Source organism: Leeia oryzae DSM 17879, from assembly GCF_000376945.1.
Lineage (GTDB): Bacteria > Pseudomonadota > Gammaproteobacteria > Burkholderiales > Leeiaceae > Leeia > Leeia oryzae.
On record NZ_AQXU01000016.1, the window covers coordinates 53,391 to 73,068 of the forward strand.

18 protein-coding genes are annotated in these 19,678 nt (G+C 57.3%); 10 read left to right on the forward strand and 8 right to left on the reverse strand.

Features of this window, described 5'->3' with window-relative positions:
* The first annotated feature begins 3 nt into the window (after positions 1-3).
* On the forward strand, positions 4-699 hold the full coding sequence (locus F552_RS0103730; RefSeq protein ID WP_018150380.1) for a response regulator: 696 nt from the start codon (positions 4-6) through the stop codon (positions 697-699).
* 48 nt (positions 700-747) lie between these two features.
* On the opposite strand, the gene F552_RS0103735 is transcribed toward F552_RS0103730, so the two are convergent.
* Positions 748-1,692, reverse strand: coding sequence for a helix-turn-helix domain-containing protein (locus tag F552_RS0103735; RefSeq protein ID WP_018150381.1), 945 nt, complete (start codon positions 1,690-1,692; stop codon positions 748-750).
* A 125-nt stretch (positions 1,693-1,817) separates the two neighbouring features.
* Here F552_RS0103735 and F552_RS0103740 point away from each other — a divergent pair, with 125 nt between their 5' ends.
* Positions 1,818-2,345 carry a cysteine hydrolase family protein gene (locus F552_RS0103740; RefSeq protein WP_018150382.1) on the forward strand — a complete coding sequence of 176 codons (528 nt, stop codon included), beginning with the start codon at positions 1,818-1,820 and terminating at the stop codon, positions 2,343-2,345.
* A gap of 202 nt (positions 2,346-2,547) precedes the next feature.
* Here F552_RS0103740 and F552_RS0103745 read toward each other — a convergent pair whose 3' ends face one another.
* From F552_RS0103745 to F552_RS0103755, 3 genes are all read right to left on the reverse strand, one after another.
* The gene (locus F552_RS0103745) at positions 2,548-3,495 is read right to left on the reverse strand and encodes a hypothetical protein (RefSeq protein ID WP_018150383.1); all 948 of its coding nucleotides are present in this window, start codon (positions 3,493-3,495) and stop codon (positions 2,548-2,550) included.
* A gap of 179 nt (positions 3,496-3,674) precedes the next feature.
* Positions 3,675-5,069 (reverse strand): sensor histidine kinase, encoded by a 1,395-nt coding sequence (locus F552_RS0103750; protein ID WP_018150384.1) that lies wholly within the window; start codon positions 5,067-5,069, stop codon positions 3,675-3,677.
* Positions 5,066-5,725: a response regulator gene (locus F552_RS0103755; RefSeq protein WP_018150385.1), complete on the reverse strand. Its 660-nt coding sequence runs from the start codon at positions 5,723-5,725 to the stop codon at positions 5,066-5,068. The genes F552_RS0103750 and F552_RS0103755 overlap by 4 nt, the downstream gene beginning before the upstream one ends.
* Before the next feature lie 80 nt (positions 5,726-5,805).
* Here F552_RS0103755 and F552_RS18440 point away from each other — a divergent pair, with 80 nt between their 5' ends.
* From F552_RS18440 to F552_RS0103785, 6 genes are read left to right on the forward strand one after another with little or no spacing between them, the layout of a single operon-like run.
* Entirely contained in the window at positions 5,806-6,714 is a 909-nt protein-coding gene (locus tag F552_RS18440; RefSeq protein ID WP_083917419.1) for an alpha/beta hydrolase, read from the forward strand.
* Positions 6,704-6,883 (forward strand): phosphopantetheine-binding protein, encoded by a 180-nt coding sequence (locus tag F552_RS0103765; RefSeq protein WP_018150387.1) that lies wholly within the window; start codon positions 6,704-6,706, stop codon positions 6,881-6,883. The genes F552_RS18440 and F552_RS0103765 overlap by 11 nt, the downstream gene beginning before the upstream one ends.
* Positions 6,880-8,097: a beta-ketoacyl-[acyl-carrier-protein] synthase family protein gene (locus F552_RS0103770; RefSeq protein WP_018150388.1), complete on the forward strand. Its 1,218-nt coding sequence runs from the start codon at positions 6,880-6,882 to the stop codon at positions 8,095-8,097. The genes F552_RS0103765 and F552_RS0103770 overlap by 4 nt, the downstream gene beginning before the upstream one ends.
* 38 nt (positions 8,098-8,135) lie before the next feature.
* Positions 8,136-8,693, forward strand: a complete 558-nt coding sequence (locus F552_RS0103775) for a DUF4337 domain-containing protein (RefSeq protein WP_018150389.1) — start codon at positions 8,136-8,138, stop codon at positions 8,691-8,693.
* A 50-nt stretch (positions 8,694-8,743) separates the two neighbouring features.
* Positions 8,744-10,474: an ABC transporter permease gene (locus tag F552_RS0103780; RefSeq protein ID WP_018150390.1), complete on the forward strand. Its 1,731-nt coding sequence runs from the start codon at positions 8,744-8,746 to the stop codon at positions 10,472-10,474.
* Between the two features lie 9 nt (positions 10,475-10,483).
* Positions 10,484-11,779, forward strand: coding sequence for an ABC transporter ATP-binding protein (locus tag F552_RS0103785; protein WP_018150391.1), 1,296 nt, complete (start codon positions 10,484-10,486; stop codon positions 11,777-11,779).
* Positions 11,780-11,867: 88 nt separating this feature from the next.
* On the opposite strand, the gene F552_RS0103790 is transcribed toward F552_RS0103785, so the two are convergent.
* Entirely contained in the window at positions 11,868-12,203 is a 336-nt protein-coding gene (locus F552_RS0103790) for a DUF2185 domain-containing protein (protein WP_018150392.1), read from the reverse strand.
* Positions 12,204-12,287: 84 nt separating this feature from the next.
* Here F552_RS0103790 and F552_RS0103795 point away from each other — a divergent pair, with 84 nt between their 5' ends.
* Positions 12,288-12,923, forward strand: coding sequence for a glutathione S-transferase (locus F552_RS0103795; protein ID WP_018150393.1), 636 nt, complete (start codon positions 12,288-12,290; stop codon positions 12,921-12,923).
* Between the two features lie 4 nt (positions 12,924-12,927).
* On the opposite strand, the gene F552_RS0103800 is transcribed toward F552_RS0103795, so the two are convergent.
* Complete coding sequence (locus F552_RS0103800) at positions 12,928-13,923, reverse strand: threonine dehydratase (RefSeq protein WP_018150394.1); 996 nt, start codon at positions 13,921-13,923, stop codon at positions 12,928-12,930.
* Between the two features lie 146 nt (positions 13,924-14,069).
* Entirely contained in the window at positions 14,070-15,698 is a 1,629-nt protein-coding gene (locus F552_RS19930) for a methyl-accepting chemotaxis protein (protein ID WP_018150395.1), read from the reverse strand.
* Positions 15,699-15,931: 233 nt separating this feature from the next.
* Between F552_RS19930 and F552_RS0103810 the strand changes: the two genes are divergently transcribed.
* On the forward strand, positions 15,932-17,284 hold the full coding sequence (locus F552_RS0103810; RefSeq protein ID WP_018150396.1) for an aminotransferase-like domain-containing protein: 1,353 nt from the start codon (positions 15,932-15,934) through the stop codon (positions 17,282-17,284).
* A gap of 91 nt (positions 17,285-17,375) precedes the next feature.
* On the opposite strand, the gene pnp is transcribed toward F552_RS0103810, so the two are convergent.
* A complete protein-coding gene (pnp, locus tag F552_RS0103815) occupies positions 17,376-19,520 on the reverse strand; it encodes a polyribonucleotide nucleotidyltransferase (protein ID WP_033374647.1) in 2,145 nt (714 codons plus the stop codon).
* Between the last annotated feature and the right edge of the window lie 158 nt (positions 19,521-19,678).

Here is a 19,678-nt window from a genome sequence, read left to right on the forward strand (position 1 = left end):
CCCATGCGTGAAAACAGCCACATGATTGTTCTGATAGAAGACGAAAAACCCATTCGTCACTTTCTGGGTAGCGCACTTCAGGAGGCTGGCTTTCACTATATTGAAGCAGACACGGGCAAGCAGGGACTGGTCGATGCTGCCACCCGCAAACCGGATCTCATCATTCTGGACCTGGGTTTGCCGGATATGGACGGTATCGACGTCATCAAGCAACTGCGCGCCTGGTCGGATGTCCCCATTCTGATCTTGTCAGCCCGTAGCCGGGAAACCGAAAAAGTCATGGCGCTGGATGCCGGTGCGGATGACTATCTGACCAAACCCTTCGGCGTGGCAGAATGCCTGGCCAGGGTGCGCGTCTTGCTCCGCCGGCGCCAGGCCTCCAATACTGCTGAACAGTCCGTGTTTGAGTTTGGGAATATCCGGGTGGATCTGGCCAAACGCATCGTAGAAAAAGCCGGCGAACATATCCATCTAACCCCCATCGAATACCGCTTGCTGGTCACGCTAATCCGCCATGCGGGCAAGGTGTTGACCCACCGCGAACTACTCCGGGAAGTCTGGGGCCCGTCTTATGCCGAGAGTAACCAGTACGTTCGGATATACATGGGGTATTTGCGGCAGAAACTGGAAGAAGACCCGGCACAACCCCGTTACATCCTGACCGAAACCGGCGTCGGATACCGTCTGGTGACAGACTGACCGTCGTGAAATCGCGTCATGCCGAGCTTGCTTTCCGTTCACGGCACGTCACTGATACATCTTGCGCCAGGCCATGGGGGATACCCCAAAGGCTTTGCCGAAGTGGTGGCGCAAGGTCACGGTATTGCCAAAGCCGGTCAGGCGGGCGATTTCTTCTACCGGTTGTCCGGTGGTTTCCAGCAGGCGCTGGGTCAGGGCCAGGCGCTCGCTCAGTAGCCAGTTGCCCACGGTAGTGCCGGTCAGTTGCCGGAAATGACGGGTAAAGGTACGCCGGCTCATCAGCGATTTTTCGGCCAGGCTGTCGAGCGTATGCGGTTCATCCAGATGCGTCCGTACCCATGCAATCAGGTCAGCCAGACGGGAACCACTGGCAGTGGCCGGTAGTGGTTGCTCGATATACTGGGCCTGGCCCCCCTGCCGGTGTGGGGGCACCACCAACCGCCGGGCAACGGCATTGGCAGACTCGGCACCGTAACGCTGGCGGATCATGTGCAGGCAGCAGTCAATGCCGGCGGCCGTACCGGCAGACGTTAGCAACCGGCCATCTTCCACATACAGGACATTCGGATCCAGTTGTACATCCGGATACCGCTGGGCAAAGTCCTGCGCGAATGCCCAGTGCGTAGTCGCCTTGCGTTGCGACAACAAACCGGCCTCTGCCAGCACGTAAGCCCCCAGACAAAGCCCCACCACCTGTGCACCTCGTTCATGCGCGGCACGCAAGGCATCCAGCAAGGGCTGTGGCGGGCGTTCGGCCACATCGCGCCAGCTGGGGATGATCACCGTGTGCGCCGTTGCCAGTATCTCCAGCCCATGCGCCACCATCACCTCGAAACCGGCGGTGGTTTTAAGCGGCCCGGTTTCTGCGGCACACACTTGCAGTTCAAAGTCTGGTGCGTCGGGCCGCTCGTCCCCAAAGACCACGCAAGGCACCGACAAGTGAAACGGGCTGATCTGGTCAAATGCCACTACGGCAATGCGATGCACAGGCATGGTCTCTCCGGCATGAAAACATATTGGCCCGATATTAGCACTTTTTGTCATTCGGGCCACTCATGTAACAAACTGAATGTGCGGATAATACGTTCTGTCGCACACCACAAACACCGGAGAACACCATGTCAAACACCAAGACCGCCCTGATCGTCATTGATATCCAGAACGATTATTTTGCCGGGGGTAACTACCCGCTGGAAAACGCAGAAGGCGCCCTCGCAAATGCCCTGACCGCCATGACGCATGCCAAAGACCAAGGTATGCCGATCATCCTGGTCCAGCACATTGCCAACCCGGCCAATGGCGTATCGCCTTTCTTTAATGAAAACACCGAAGGTGTGCAGATCCACCCAAAGGTACGCGCCGCAGCGCCTGATGCGCCGGTCATCGTCAAACGCTTTGCCGATGCATTCCACCAAACCACGCTGGACGATACCTTGCAGCAACTGGGTGTCACCAAGCTGCTGGTCTGCGGCATGATGACGCAAAACTGCGTGACGCATACCGCCATTTCCAAAACGGCAGAGAAATATCAGGTAGAGATCATTGGCGATGCCTGCGCTACCGTCACCAACTTGCTGCACGCCATTGCACTGGGCGCCGTGAAAACCCGCATGACGGTACTGAACACCGCCGAGGCATTTGCTTGATCACCGTTTGTAATCAGAAGCTCACCTCGAAGCAGCTGCCGTAACCGGCGGGGATGATGTTTCGGCTATTAGAATACTCTCTTGGAATTCATGCAGAAGGTTGGTCACGTATCGAGGGTATAGCCAGCAATACTTTTACATTAAATGGATCGCAAGCTATACCCTATTTTTTTCTACCGCTTTGCCAGTGACGCAGTCAGCATCAAGCCGACAATTTACCAACCAGGGCGCGCAATTCAGCCGGCAGCGGCGGCAGGGCTTCCGCTTGCTGATGCACGCGGTATTTGCCCTGATTGCCAAGCTTGGCTTCGCTAGCGTAAATCCAGGCTTGGGCAACCCTGTCTCCACTCGCGGCCTGAGAGGACCAGCTCCCGGTAAAGGTACTCACCAGATTCGGTGTCGCATCAAAGGTCAGCGGGTAGGCGTGCGTGGCGCCACTTTGCATATAGGTGACCAGCTGAATGGTGAAATCACTGTCTGGCCAGAACCAGTTGGCTTCATTGCGAATCGGGCAGCCGCACATCATCGTCACCATCGCGGTACAACTGAGCTGCGCCGACTGCCAGTCTGCCACCACATTGCTGATGCACAAACCGGGGATTTCGATGACCAGACCTTGCGGGTACTGCGGCGATAGGCCGATGTCTACCCCCGGCAGCAGGGTAATGTCGGTCTGCACCAGCCGGGCCTGGCCGGGATGCTTCAATGGACCGAAAACCAGCAGGCGAAAGTCGGTGGGTTCACTGAGCCGGGTCTGCAGCACAACATCGGTGGTCTGGCCGTCACTGGCGAAGGGCATGCTACGGCTGACAGGCGCCATCAGGTCCGCAGGCCCTGCACTTTCGGCCGTTGGCGCGCTGGCAAGCGCATGGGCCACGATGCGGCCGCTGCGGGGGTCCTGCAAGGCAATCAGGGCGCTGTGATTGTCAGCATTGGCCGCATCATGCCCCAGATACTTGCCGCCACGCGCTGCTGGCCGAACCAGCAAGCGGGTGTTCAGCGCCGCGTGCCTGTTCGTCGCCTTGCTGCCGGTATCAGCCGCTCGGGCAAGTGCCGGGACACCTACCGCCGTTGCCGCAGTGATCAGTCTGGCCGCACTACCTGCCGCAAATCCGGCGCCAAGGCTGCCGAAAAAATTCCGTCTGTTCATCTCTTCTCCCTATTTGGCCTGCATGGTCTCTGGCATTATAGTTATAGGCGTGAATGTTTGGCCATTGCAATCATCAGCAGTCCACACCGGGTGGTCTGCCAGTTGCGCACAGTCTAACGGAATGCCCGGGTTACCGTTACGGGCCAATACCTTCTGATGAATCAGGTCTGCGTCAGACCTTAAAAACTCACCTCGAAGCAGCAGCCGTAACCGGGTGCTGGCGGGGTGAGCCGAGCCGTGGCCTGATACTGACTGGCGATTTCTTGTACGATGGCCAAACCAAGGCCGGCACCGGCAGACGAGGCGGTATCCGACCGGTAATGGCGGTTAAAGACCGCCTGCCACTCCGTTTCTGGAATCCCCGGCCCGCTGTCGCTCACCCGCAAGACCGGCCGGCCCTTTTGTTGCAAGACCTGCACCGTCACCGTTCCACCTTTGGGGGTATACCGCACGGCATTATCAATCAGGTTGGCAATCATTTCTTCCATCAGCCCGCCGTGCCCGCGTATCCAGGGCGTATCCGGACAATCGGCTTCAAATCCCAGATCAATTTCCCGCCCGATCGCGGCATCCACATAACGCGCCGTCACCCGCCGGGCGACTTCTTCCAGATTCAATTGCTGCGGGCTTTGCAGCATCAGGTAAGACCCCGCTTCCGCTTTGGATAGCAGCAGCAATTGATCAATCACGTGGGCGGTGCGGGCCGCACTCTCCTCGATATCCCTCAGCATCCCCAGCATGACCTCCGGTTCGCGATTCTTTTGCGCCAGTTGCGCCTGTAACCGCAAGCCGGCGACCGGCGTACGCAACTGATGTGCCGCATTGGCGGTAAAGCGCCGCTGGGACTCTATCGACTCTGCCAGTCGGGCCATCAGCCGGTTAATCGCCTGGATCAGCGCCCGGACTTCCAGTGGCGCAATGGACGGGTCCAGCGGCGCCAGATTGTCGGTAGAGCGCTTGGCCGCCTCAACCTCCAGCACCTGCAATGGTTTCAGCGTCGTCGCAATCCCCCGCCAGACCAGCGTGATGCTCAGCACCACCAGAATCAGCATCAGCGTCACCACGCCCACCAGAATTTCCCGGGCCAGCAGGTCCCGCTTGTGGCGGGTCTCTCCCACTTCCACCAGCACCGGGTGATGGTCCGGCTGCAAAAATTCCACCATGGAAATGATGCGAAACGTTTGTCCGTGCAGCACTTCATCGTGATACACGGGGTGATCCGTCATCTGCGCACGCTCTGGCGGTGTGCCCAGATCTCCGTTACGGGCCAGTACCGTCTGGTGGATCAGGTCCTTGACCTGAAAGCGGATCTGGTCACTGCGGTCGGTCAACAATACAGTTCTGGCTGCGGGCGGCAAATTCAGCTTCGGCTTGCCGTCTTCGTAAGTCAGCTGCTTGGCCAGACTTTCGGCCGAGTCCATCAAGGCGCGGTCATAGGCAAAGTTGGCGTAGTTATACGCCAACAAATAGGTCACGACAGAGGCAATCACGCCGATAATGGACAGCGATATCCACAACCGGGTTACCAGCGTCTTACGCAGCGACAAAGCCCCATGGCGGCGAAATCGTCTCATGACAATTCCCTCAGCACGTAGCCCAGGCCTCGGACGGTGCGGATTTCCAGCGCAGCAGGCTCCAGCTTTTTGCGCAGTCGATGAATATAGACTTCCACGGTATTGTCACCGGCCGATCCGTCCTGATCGCCCAGCCGGCTGGCGAGAATTTCCTTGGCCACCATCCGCCCGGGCTGTTGCATGAAGGATTCCAGTACCACCAGTTCTTTCAGCGACAAGGCCAGCGGCACATCATTGCAATAGGCGGCCCGCTCGTTCCACAACCAAACCAGCTTGCCCAGCTGTGTACTAGCCCCCTGCCCGCGGCGCAGCAAGGCCCGCACCCGTGCCTCGAACTCGGTCAGCTCGAAGGGCTTGGTCAGATAATCGTCCGCCCCTTCGTTCAGCCCCAGCACCCGGTCGGTCGTATGGTCGCGCGCACTCAGGATCAGCACCGGTACGGTCTGTTTTCTGCTCCGCAAGCGGCGCAATACCTCCAGCCCGTCCATCACCGGCAGTCCAAGGTCCAGCACCACCAGATCATAATGCTCGGCCGCAATCAGGGTATCGGCATAGCGACCATCATGCACCGACTGCACCACATGTCCCATTTCTGTCAGCGCCTGGATCAACCCTTTGCTGAGCAGCAAATCGTCCTCTACGAGGATGACATTCATCGGAAACGTCCTTTTCAGTAAGTTGTAAGGTTAGGTCGCTAATATTCGGGCATCCAAACTTGCAAACGGTTCATCCGACGATGCCACTTGACACGTTATTCCTCACATCAGCCGCCCCAGCTGCCAAGTGCATGCTGTTCCACGGCCTGGTGAGTTCGCCAAAAGAGTTCTCTGTTATTAACAACGCGCTCAAGCGGGATCAGGTAGACATTCTGTGCCCGGAAATCCCCGGCTACACCCTGCAGGCAGGTTTTGGGCCTGCGCGCTGGCAAGACTGGCTGCAACATGCGCTAGCCGCCTTCGATGCCGAAGTCGCCCGGTCCGGCCCGATCATGATCGGAGGACTGTGTATTGGCGCCCTACTGGCACTGGCCATTGCCCGGCAACGCCCCGGCCAGGTACTGGGCCTTGCCTTGCTGTCACCAACCCTGTTCTACGACGGCTGGGGCTTGTCTCCCTGGCGCAAGCTGCGCCATATCGGCTATCTGCCCGGTTTGCGCAACTGGATCCAGATCAAGGAAAAACCGCCTTTCGGCATCAAGAACGAGCAGATCCGCAAGTGGATCGCACGCGAGATGCGCGAGCAGGCCCTGTCTGGCGCCGGTGCAGCCAAGCTGCCGCTGTGGGCCATTCACGAGGCCGAGAAGCTGATCGCGCATACCATGGCGCAACTGTCGCACATCCATGCCCCGACCCTGATCCTGCACGCCAGAGAGGACGAAGTCACCAGCCTGCGCAGCCCGGAATACCTGATGCGACAACTGGCCTCCACCCACAAGCAGCTGATCATCCTCAACAACAGCTACCACATGATTACCCTGGATAACGATCGCCACCGTGTGGTCAAAGCACTGGCTGACTTTATCCATCCACAAAAGGTACCCCGCAATGAGAACAACCCCGAGCACAACTCTGAGCACAACCCTGGACACCATCAAAGACCTGATTCACGACAAGTTTGGCATCAAAAAAGCCTTGTTGCTGGATGACCAGCCGGTAGCCGAATTCGGCCTGGATTCGCTGAGTCTGGTTGAACTGCTGTTTAGCATCGAAGAACACTTCAAGATTGATTTGCCGGACAACCGCACCGACCTCAACACCCTCACCGGGCTGGCCGGGCTGGTGGATGACATCCTGGCAGAAACGGCCGCGCAATGAGCAGGAAAGTCGTGATTACCGGCATCGGCGTCGTCAGCCCGCTGGGGAATTCACCCGCCGCGCTTTGGCAAGCCTTGTCAGACGGCCAGAGCGGCCTGCAATTGCTGCCGGAATCCATGAGCAATGGCATCCCGACAGTGGCTGGCCTGTGCCAGTTTGACAGCAGCCAATGGTTCAGCAAAATGCAGTTATCCGGCATGGATAGGGTCAGCCAGTTTGCCGTGGCTGCAGCCGACATGGCGTTGCAAGACGCCGGACTGGCCGGCCAAGACCTGACAGAAGCCGGTATTTACATGGGTTGCGGCATGGGTGGGGCCCTCGCCATCGAGCAGGCCTACAAAGCCCACTTCGAGACCCACAGCCGATTGTCGCCCTTATCTGTCGTCGCCGGCATGACCAATGCGCCCGCCGCCCAGATGTCGATGCGCTTCAAGGTGCAGGGGCCGGTGATGACGTATTCGGTGGCCTGTGCTTCATCCGCCATTGCCATTGGCGAAGCTGCGCGCGCCATTGCCCGTGGCGACATTGACCTCGCCTTTGCCGGTGGCGCCGAGGCCTTGCTGGGCAGCGGCGTCATCCATGCCTGGCAAGCCATGCATACACTCGCCAAGCCCGATCCGGACCACCCGGAAGCCTCCTGCAAAGCCTTCTCCAGTGAACGGAGCGGCCTGGTACTGGCCGAAGGAGCTGCTGTGCTGATGCTGGAAGAGGCCTCTGCCGCCATTGCGCGTGGCACCACCATCTATGCCGAACTCGCCGGGTTTGGCATCAGTGCCGATGCCAGCCACCTGACCAAACCGGATGCATCCGGCCAGCAGCGCGCCCTGAAAGCTGCGCTAAAGTCTGCCAATCTGGCACCTGCGGATATCCAGTATTGCAACACCCACGGCACAGCCACCCATGTGGGGGATGAAGTCGAAGCGCAGGCGTTGTCATCTCTGTTTGGTACTACCCTGTTTGCCAGCTCCACCAAAACCTTGCACGGTCATCTACTGGGGGCGGCTGGCGCGCTGGAAGCCGCCATTACCGCCCTGGCCGTGCATCACCGGCAAATGCCCCCCGGCATCGCGCATCTGCCGCAAGACCCCAAATGCCCGTTGCAACTGGTCACAGAGCACAACCGGGGCCAGCTCCCCGCCCCCACCCACGCCATCAGCAACTCGTTTGCCTTTGGCGGTACCAATGCCGTGCTGGTTTTCAGCCAGTACGCTTGAGTTTTCATCACCCTGTCACAGAAAGGCACTAATCTGTTATGGAAGTTGAAGTACCCGAATCCAAGAACCCCAGGCTGAATGCCTGGATTGCAATCACTGTCTTGTGTTTTTCGGTATGCATGGGCATCGCCAAGATCAAGGACGACAATATCGTGCAGGCCATGCAGCAGTACAAGGCCGATATTGCCGACACCTGGAATGAATACCAGGCCAAGTCGATCAAGCTGCACATCGACGAGCAAACCCTGCTGGTTGCCTCGTTGCAGACTGGCAAGCCAGGCCCTGCCGCTGCAAAACAGCTGGCAGAGATTCAGACCGAGGTCGTGCATTACAAGCAGCGCCTGCCAGAATTCCAGGCAACGGCCAAAGCCAAGCAAAAAGCCTTTGATGCGCTAAGCTACAGAGATGACCAGTTCGATCTGGCCGATGCCTTGCTGTCGATTTCGCTGGCCATTGCCGGTATCGCCGCACTGACCGGCACCTTCTGGCTGCTGGCCACCTGCTGGGGCTTCGGCAGCATTGGGTTTAGCTTTGTCGTCGCAGGGTTTATGGGGTTGCCATGGCATCCGGATGCCATCATCGCCTTCCTGACCTGAGCACTTTTGAAAGTACGATAAAAAATAGATAACGGAAGCAGGTAGTACGCATGTTCGAGCTGTTCACGCCGATTCTTCATCAAAATAATAATAGTCTGAAGCCGAACCGCTGGGACTGGATCTTGCTACCCTTTGTGCTGGCCGTGCTGGTGTTGCTGGCGTATGCCGCCATGCAGATGACCAAGCCGTTCCACATCGGCGAAGTCACGCCCATTTCGCTGTCGCCAGCCTACCTGCCCTACTACCTGCTGCGCACCATCCTGCGGATGTTCACGGCGCTGTTTTTCTCGCTGCTGTTCAGCTTTGTGTTTGCCGCTGTCGCCGCCAAGTACAAAACCGCCGAGAAATTCATGATCCCGATGCTTGATATCTTACAATCGGTGCCGATTCTCGGGTTTCAGGCCATTGCCATTGCCCCGTTTATTGCCTTCTTCCCCGGCAATCTGCTGGGTGTAGAATGCGCGGCCATTTTTGCCATCTTCACCTCGCAAGCCTGGAACATGGCATTCAGCCTGTACCAGTCCATCCGTAACGTACCGCCAGAGCTCAACGAAGCCTCACGCGTGTTCCAGATGACGGGCTGGCAGCGCTTCTGGCGGCTGGAGCTGCCGTTTGCCATGCCCGGATTGCTGTGGAACATGATGATGTCCATGTCCGGCGGATGGTTCTTTCTGGTCGCGGCCGAGGCCATCTCGGTAGCAGGGCAAGACATCAAGCTACCGGGTATCGGTGCATATATCGCCGTCGCCATCGAAACCAAGAACGGTTCAGCCATCGCTTACGCTATTCTGGCCATGCTGACCGGCATCCTCTTGTACGACCAGTTATTCTTCCGTCCGTTGCTGGCCTGGGCTGACAAGTTCCGCTTTGAAGAAACCCAAGGTGATACGGCCCAGAAATCCTGGTTGCTGGACTGGGGCCGTAAAAGCAATTGGGTACGTGCAGCCACCGAATCTTTCTGGATGCACATGCGCAAAACGCTGGGCTGGTTCGGCAAGCGCCCGTCAGACAAACCACTGGCGCACCCGGTCTTCAAACACCGAGACCGCCTGGCACGCATCGGGGAATCCCTGCTGTTTCTGCTGCTGGCGATTACCGTCTACCGGCTGGTGCTATTCATCCATCGCGATGTGGGCTGGCAAGAGGCCTTGCACGTCTTCGGGCTGGGGTTCATCACCCTGTTCCGGGTCATGTTGCTCATCGGTCTGGCGTCGCTATTCTGGGTACCCGTCGCCATCTGGATCGGGCTACGTCCCCGCTATGCACAAAAGATTCAGGCGGTGGCCCAGTTTCTGGCGGCCTTCCCGGTCAACCTGATGTTCCCGGTGGTGGTTTTCTGCATTGTCAGGCTGGACCTGAACCCCGGCATCTGGCTCAGCCCGCTGATGGTATTCGGTACGCAGTGGTACATCCTGTTTAACGTGGTGGCCGGTGCGTCTTCCATCCCCAACGAGCTGCGCCTTGCAGCCGACAACCTGGGGCTCAAGGGCTGGCTGAAGTGGAAGCGCGTCTATCTGCCGGCCGTTTTCCCCAGCTTTGTTACCGGCGCCATTACCGCCAGTGGCGGCTCATGGAACGCCAGCATCGTGTCCGAATATGTATCCTGGGGTAAAACCCGCCTGATTGCCGACGGTCTGGGCAGCTATATCAAACAGATGACCGATATCGGCGACTTTCATCGCATTGCACTCGGCATTGGCGTGATGTGCATTTTCGTCATGCTGCTGAACCGCTTCTTCTGGCGCAAGCTCTATATTCTGGCCGAAGACAAAGGACATTAAGGACATACCATGCAGGACTTCCTGTTAGAACTGACCGCCGTCGACAAAAACTTCCAGACCACTGACGGCACCGCCAGAAAAGTACTGGAAAATGTGGATTTCACCCTGCACGAAGGCGAAATTGTCGCCCTGCTGGGCAAATCCGGCTCGGGAAAATCCACCCTGCTGCGCATCATGGCCGGCCTGATCCCGGCGGATCAGGGCAAGGTCAATTACCGCGGGCGCAGCATTACCAGCCCTGTGGCCGGCATCGCCATGGTGTTCCAGTCGTTTGCCCTGTTTCCGTGGCTCACGGTTCAGCAAAACGTCGAACTCGGGCTGGAAGCCCAAGGCGTCCCGCCAGATACCCGTCAGAAACGGGCGGACGAGGTGCTGGAACTGATCGGTTTATCCGGCTTCGGTGGCGCGCTGCCACGTGAGCTCTCCGGCGGCATGCGCCAACGGGTCGGCATTGCGCGCGCACTGGTCACCAACCCGGACATCCTGCTGATGGACGAAGCATTTTCGGCCCTGGATGTCCTGACCGGCGAAACCCTGCGGGATGACATTCTGGAACTCTGGGAAGCGCGCAAGATTCCGACCAAGGGCATTCTGGTGGTATCCCACAATATCGAAGAAGCCGTGATGATGGCCGACCGGGTGCTGATTTTCTCCAGCGACCCAGGCCGGATTCGCGCCGAAATCAAGGTAGACCTGCCGCGCCCGCGCAATGTCGATACGCTGGAAGTCCGCTCGCTGATTGATGAAGTGTACGCACTGATGACCATGCGACCCGCCAGCACCCAGGTCACCGATCTGTCGCTGCCAATGCATATCGGTTACCGCCTGCCGGATGCCGACATCAGTCGCATCGAAGGCGTGCTGGACCTGATTGCCGACGCCCCTTTCAATGGTCGCGCCGACTTGCCCAAACTGGCCGAAGAAGCCGAACTATCTGACGATGAACTGTTCCCCGCTTACGAAGCCTTGAGCCTGCTGGGGCTGGCCCATATCGACAAAGGGGATATCACCCTCACCCGGCTGGGCACCAATTACCACCTGGCAGAACAAGCCCTGAAACAAGAGCTGTTCGGCCAACTGCTGCTGGAACACGTCCCGCTGGCAAGGCACATTCGCTCGACACTGGAAAATGAAACCACCGGCAAACTGCCCGAAAAGAAACTGCTGGAAGTCCTGCATGAATCCCTGAAACCCCACGAGGCAGAACGGGTACTGAATGTAGCGATCGAATGGGGGCGTTACGGCGAAGTCTACGAATACGACTATCACGCCGGCGTGCTGCATTTGCCGGATGGTAACGATTAGCCGCAAATAGCCGTTCCATTAACAAAAACGGCCGGATCATGGTGATCCGGCCGTTTCACTTTCAGGGTGCAACTACCAATGCAGCGGCTCACTCGTCCTCATTGGCATCGTAAAACACACCATCATCCCCTTTGTCGAACTCGGCGCCCACCGGAGACTTCAGATGCGGCACAATGCTCGGGTCGCAATTGGCCACCAGATTCACATCCACCAGATTAAAATACTTGGGATTATCAATATAGCGGTCATCTTCCGTGCCTGAGAAAAAACGCCAGCCGCTGTCTTCCGCATCTTCCGGTTCTTCCCGGATCATGTAAGCCACAGGCTCACCATCCACCACAATCTTGTCTGTCACCATGCAGAGGCCCATGCCGCTGGCCAGTTCTTTCAGCTCCTTGGCTGATAACCGGTATTGTTTGTGCATATATCCTCCTGATAAAAAATGCCTGCAACGCGCCAGACTTTGGTATCTTTTACGCCTGACAGGCCACAGTATAAAAGAGATTCCATGCCCAGCCCCATTCTTTATTCATACAGACGCTGCCCATATGCCATGCGTGCCAGAATGGCATTGAAATATTGCAACCTGATGATCGAAGTCCGGGAAATCAGCCTGCGCGACAAACCCGCGCACATGTTAGAGAACTCCCCCAAAGGTACAGTTCCCGTGCTGGTCCTGCCAGACCAGCAGGTCCTGGAGCAAAGTCTGGACATCATGCACTGGGCACTCTCGCAGCATGACCCGGCAGGCTGGGTGCTCGCTGCACAACGGTATAACACGCAGGCCCTCATCGCAACCAACGATGGTCCGTTCAAAGCCGCACTAGACCGCTACAAATACCCGGACCGCTATCCGGACCGGCCGCAAGCAGATTACCGGGCACAAGGCGAGGTCTTTCTGGCTGAACTGGAAGCCAGATTAAACCAGTATCCCTACCTGTTCGGTCCCGGCATCACGCTGGCAGACATTGCCATTTTCCCGTTTGTGCGCCAGTTTTCCAAAGTAGATAGTCTCTGGTTCGAGCAGGCAGACTATCCAAAACTAAAGGCATGGCTGTCTACCCTGACCACCATGCCTTTGTTCGATGCCATCATGCACAAGTACCCGACCTGGCAGCCAGGCCAAGCCCCTGCTTACCTGTAAACCGTTACAGCGCCGCCAGGGCCTCATGCGTGCATGGGGTCTGGCTGAAAATGTCTTTCAGCACCGGTGTATCGATATTGCCACCGGACATCACCACCGCCATCGGACCTTCACACAAGCGGCCCGCATCCTTGTCCTGCAGCGCCGCCGCCATGGCGGCTGCCCCGGCACCTTCTGCCATATGGTGGGTGGTATCCGCCAACAGGCGAATCGCCTTCACCACCTCGTCATCACTGACTTCCACAATCCTTGATACACCAGCACGAATCACCTCAACCGCCTGCGGGTCCGGGCTGCGACAAGCCAGACCGTCTGCCAGCCAGGTAGACACAGCCATTGGCGTACAGTCGCCAGTCTCGAATGCGCGCGCATAAGCCGGTGCATGGGCAGACGTCACCCCGATAATCTCCACCGGATGCTGCAACGCGTGCTTGGCATACACGACGCCAGCCGCACCAGAGCCCATGCCGATCGGCACATAGATGCGTTTCAGGTCCGGCACCGCGCGCAACAATTCCAGCGCATAGCTTGCCACCCCCATGACCAGATCAGGATGGAAAGATGGCACCATTACACCGCCCTCTTCCCTGGCCAGATTGGCGGCAAACTCGCGCGCCGCCTGAAAGTCATCCCCGCCAATCCGCAGATCGGCACCTAATGCTTGCATGGCCGTGTTCTTGGCCATGCTGTTGCCTTTAGGCACCACAATCGTCACCGGTACACGATTGGCACGGCCTGCAAACGCAATCGACTGCCCATGGTTGCCGCGGGTGGCAGACACCAGCTTGACCGGTCCCTGCTGTGCCACCAGCCGTCGCACATACACCAGACCACCCCGCATTTTAAAAGCCCCCAGCGGTGACACATTTTCATGCTTTACCCAGACAGGCATACCAAACAGCTGCTCCAGCTGAGCCCAGGCATACTGGGGGGTCGGCTGCATGTATTCGTAAACGATACTGGCGGCGGCATCCAACTCTTCGAGGGTTGGCCATTGCATGATGTTCTCCTTAGCGGTTGATGGCTGGAGTATTGCTGCCTATCGACAGCAATTGTCTGCATGACACTTTTTTCTTCATCCGCCAAAAGCACAACGGCCAGGCAAATGCCTGGCCGTTGTGCTGGGGGTAAAACCGGACAACCTGTTTACACTTTAAATACCTGCACCGCATCCGACAAACTGGAAGCCACACGTTCCATGGTATCGACTTCCGCTGTCGCCGCCATCACCGTATTCGCATTCTCGTCCGACATCTGGGCCACCTGCTCCATCGACTGGGCAATGGAAGCGGCGGCCTGCTTTTGCTCCCGCACCGAAGACGCAATATCATCCACGCCCGCATTGGCTTGCTGGACTGCGTCGCGAGACACTGCCAGCGTTTCGGAAACCTTGCCAACGGCCACAGCGCTGGACTGCATCGCCACACGGCCACGCTCGATCACCTCGACCACCCGCTCGGTCTGGCGGGACAACCCTTGCGTCACTTCATCAATGCTGCTGGCAGAAATGGCCGACTTCTCTGCCAGCCGGCGTACTTCGTCGGCCACCACCGCAAATCCGCGCCCTTGTTCCCCGGCTCGTGCCGCCTCAATCGCGGCATTCAGTGCCAGCAGATTGGTCTGGTCGGCGATTTCCTTCACCTGCTGGGTCATGGCGGTAATTTCACGCGTGCTGTCCACAAACGACTGCACCGCCGTCGCAATATCACCCACCGTCGATTCTACCGTGCCAATCTGGGTTTTGAGCTCGCCCAGACGGGTAGCGCCTTGCTCGGTGGCGGACAGGCTGCTGGCCGACAACGCACGCAGTTCGTCTGCCGCATCGGACACACTGCTGATACTGACCGAAATCTGTTCAATTGCCGCCGCTGTAGACGAAGTAGCCTCTACCTGTGCAGAAACCCGCTGCTGCAATCCGCGAGTCGCCACCGACAAATGTCCGGCCGCGCTCTTTACCCCGATCGCACCAGACAACACCGTTGATACCGTCGTACTCAGCGCCTGCTTCATGGCCTGGAGCGCATGCAGCAACTGTCCGGTTTCATCATGCCGCTTGATCACCAGCGTACCGGTCAAATCACCGGAAGCCACCTTCTCGGCCACGGCCACCGCTTCTTTCAGCGGTTGTACGACACTGTGCGTAACCCGGTTACCCAAAATCAGGCTGAAAACCACCGCCACGGCAGATACAGACAACAAGCCGATCAGCGCAGTATGGTACGTCAGTGCCGCTTTGGCTTCTGCCGCCTTCAGCAAGCCCGCCTGCTGCGCCTTCAGTGCCGCAAACTGCACTTTCTGCTTGCTCATTTGCGGCCAGATATCGTTCTGGAAAATCCCCGTGGCTTCGCCATGCAGATAAGACTTCACCAAGTCATGGATTTCCTTGAACTTGGGCACCATTTTGGCCTTGCCTTCATGAATACGGGCAAAAATGGCCGCTTCTTCCGGCGTCTGCGTATCCTTGGCAATCGCCAGATAGGCTGCTTCATCAGCCTCCAGCGCCTTGGCTCCATCTTCCAGCGCCTTCAGGTTACTGGTGATGGCGTCCCCGTTCATGTCAGATACCGCCGCCCGCGCCACAATGGCCATGTTCATGGTAGAACTTTCCATCTGGCTCATCATTCTGGCACGCGCGCTCACTGCCGCATTGTCAGTCATGCCCGCTTTCAGCACGCCAAGACCTGCCCAGCCCATCCCCAACACCAATAACAATAGGATCGACATCAAGGCAAAACCCAGTGTCAATCTTGTCGAGATTTTCATGTTACCGAACATGCTCAACCCCTTTTGACCAAAAGTAGAGACTGAAACAAAACTGCCACTTTTTCGCAATAGTATTCATTAAGAAACCAAGCCGGGTCGGTATTTGCACTGAGTCGTCACGGGTGTCGAATCGTAGTTTCCACAAGCTGATCCGCTCAAATTGTCTGCATGACAATTACCCCGCAAACAAGGCATACTTCCTCATTGAAAACGTTTCATTAAACGCGGAAGAAGGCGGATATTCCATGTGGTTACCCTATCTGGATCAATACGCCGGCCCACGGTATCTGGCCCTGCTCAAAGCGCTGGAAACCGATATCCGGACAGGCAAGCTCATGCCGGGGGAGCGTCTCCCGCCGCAGCGATTACTGGCAGACTTGCTGGGGGTGCATCTGTCTACCATCACCCGTGCCTACAAGGCCGCCATCGAGCGTAACCTGCTCACCGCAGAAACCGGTAATGGCACGTTTGTCTCGTTTCCCAACCAGGCAAACCGGCTGTTTGCACTGAGCCACCCGGAGAAGATATCCGTCGATCTCTCCGTCAGTACCTCACCCCAACTGGCCAATGATGATGATCTGAACCAGACACTGGCATCGCTCAGCCAGACCCGCAGTCTGGCTTCCTGCCTTGCCTACCGCAGCTGGGAAGCATGGTTTCCGCTAAAGCAGGCACTTGCGGGCTGGCTCGGCCAGCATGGCGTACAGGATGTGTCCCCAGAGGCCATTACGCTGTGTGCCGGGGCACAACACGCCCTGACAGAAGTCTTGTCCCGCATGGCCAAAACGGGCGAATCGGTTTTGTGCGAATCCCTCACCTACCCGGGCCTAAAAACCGTGGCCGCCCAGTTTGGCATCCGCTTGCAGGGAATTCCGCTCACCGACGATGGCATCGATCTGGCCGCGCTGGAAAAACGCCTGAAGCAAGGCGGCATCCGTCTGCTCGTCCTGATGCCCACCCTGCAAAACCCCACGACCGCCAGCATGTCTCTGGCCACCAGGCAGCAACTGGTGCAGTTGCTGGCGCAATACCAGATCACGGTGATCGAAGAAGATGTCTACGGTCCGTTGGCGGCGGCTGCACATACCCCCTTGCTGACGCTGGCGCCAGAGCATGTCATTTATATCAGCGGATTGTCCAAAACGGTTGCACCTGGCTTGCGGCTGGGCATGATTGTCGACCCGGGCCAGCATCTGGGTCTGGGTGAAGGACACTGGCACAGTACCAGCTGGTACGTGAACCCGTTGCTGGCAGACGTGGCCCTACGCTGGCTGGAAGACGGTACGGCACTGAGACGCCTGCGGAATCAGGGACATGAACTGCAGGCTCGTCACCAGATTGTGGATGAACTGCTAAAAGAGAAAACCCGCGAACCAAGATGCCCGCATCGCTGGGTTCCGCTGCCAACCGCCAAAGACAGTGCCATTCTGGCCGGGCTACTGGCATCCCACGGCATACTGGTCGCAGCTGACAGCGTCTTTAGTACAGATGGAAAAACCGGTCCGTTTGGCATACGCCTGGCGCTAGGTACCGCGACGGATCACAGCCAGCTCCGTTATGCCATTGAAACTCTCAGAGAGCTAAAACAACGCCTGTAAGGTGATGCGCGTTTTGCCCCTGATGCAAGTGCAATACCCATAAAAAAACCGCCTGGCAAGCCAGGCGGTTTTTACCATCAGCAATCAGGCATTACACTTGTGCGTCGTCAGCAGCAGGTGCAGGTGCTTTCTTTTCTGGTGGTGGTGTCAGGGCTTTCATGGACAGCTTCACACGTCCTTTTTCATCCAGCTCCAGCACTTTAACGGTTACAACGTCGCCTTCTTTCACGTAGTCACCCACGTTGTTCACGCGCTCGTGAGCAATCTGGCTGATGTGCAGCAAACCGTCTTTGTTTGGCAGCAGGTTCACAATCGCACCAAATTCCAGCACTTTAACCACTGGACCAGTGTAGATCGCGCCCACTTCAACTTCAGCGGTGATTTCTTCAATGCGTTTCTTGGCCAGTGCAGCACCTTCAGCACCGACAGAAGCAATCACGATGGTGCCGTCTTCTTCGATGTTGATCTGGGTACCGGTTTCTTCGGTCAAGGCACGGATCACGGAACCACCCTTACCAATCACGTCACGGATTTTCTCCGGATTGATCTTCATGGTGTACATGCGTGGTGCGTGCTCGGACACTTCCTGGTTTGCACCGGAAACGGCTTCTTTCATCAGACCCAGAATGTGCATACGGCCAGACTGAGCCTGGTCCAGCGCCACTTTCATGATCTCTTTGGTAATGCCGTTGATCTTGATGTCCATCTGCAGTGCGGTCACGCCTGCTTCGGTACCGGCTACTTTAAAGTCCATGTCGCCCAGATGATCTTCATCACCCAGAATGTCAGTCAGCACGGCGAAGCGGTTACCATCCTTGATCAGACCCATGGCAACACCAGCCACGTGTGCTTTCAGCGGTACACCGGCATCCATCATGGACAGGCAGCCACCACAGACAGATGCCATGGAAGATGAACCGTTGGATTCGGTAATTTCAGACACCACACGTACGGTGTAGGCAAAGTCTTCAGCCGAAGGCAATACAGCCTTCAGGGCACGCTTGGCCAGGTTGCCGTGACCAATCTCGCGGCGCTTAGGCGTACCGACACGACCGGTTTCACCGGTAGAGTACGGAGGGAAGTTGTAATGCAGCATGAAGCGGTCTTGGTATTCACCCATCAGTGCATCAATGTTCTGCACGTCCTGAGCGGTTCCCAGCGTAGCCACAACGATTGCCTGGGTTTCGCCACGGGTAAACAGGGCAGAACCATGGGTGCGCGGCAATACGCCGGTACGGATCGCAATCGGGCGAACGGTACGGGTATCACGGCCATCAATACGTGGCTCACCCGCCAGAATCTGACCACGCACAACGCGGGCTTCCAGTTCTTTGACCATGTTCTTGATCTGGTTAACACGGTTAGTATCCATGTCTTCCGTAATCACTTCTGCAAACACTTTGTCTTTCAGTTCAGACAAGGCTTGTGAACGTGCTTGCTTGTTGCGCAGACGGTAAGCAGCAGAAATGCCTTCCTGTGCCAGGCCAGCCACACGGGCTTCCATTTCTTCGTCTTTGGCAGGCGCTTGCCAGTCCCACAGATCTTTGCCGCCTTCTTCAGCCAGGTCCAGAATGGCATTGATGGCAGCTTGCATTTGCTCGTGACCGAACACAACCGCGCCCAGCATCACTTCTTCAGACAGTTCTTTGGCTTCTGATTCCACCATCAGTACGGCAGATTCGGTACCGGCAACCACCAGGTCCAGAGAAGAAGACTTCAGCTGGTCAGAGGTAGGACACAGTACGTACTGGCCATCTACATAACCCACGCGCGCAGCGCCAATCGGGCCATCAAACGGCACACCGGCAATCGCCAGCGCAGCAGACGCACCCAGCATGGCAGGGATATCCGGATCAATCTGTGGGTCCACAGACATCACGGTAGCCACGATCTGGATTTCGTTAAAGAAACCTTCAGGGAACAGTGGACGCAGCGGGCGGTCAATCAGGCGAGAAACCAGAATTTCTTTTTCGCTTGGACGGCCTTCACGCTTGAAGAAGCCACCAGGGATCTTACCGGCAGCATAAGTACGTTCTTGGTAATCAACGGTCAGCGGGAAGAAATCCTGACCTGGTTTTACATTGGTAGCAGCAACAACAGATACCAGCACAACGGTGTCACCCATGCTGGCCATCACGGCACCAGTTGCCTGACGGGCGATTTCACCTGTTTCCAGCGTTACGGTATGTTGACCGTACTGGAAACTCTTTTTCACGGAGCTTAATTGTAATTTCAAAACAATTTCCTTTCACACAATAAGACCTGGCTACTCGGGTATCTGCATTATCAGGTGTATGAGTATCACATCTTTTCACATCACTCATACCGCAGACCACGGTAGACATCAGGGTAAAACAGACAGTTAGCCTTGCCGAAGGAAGACCCTAAGCCTGC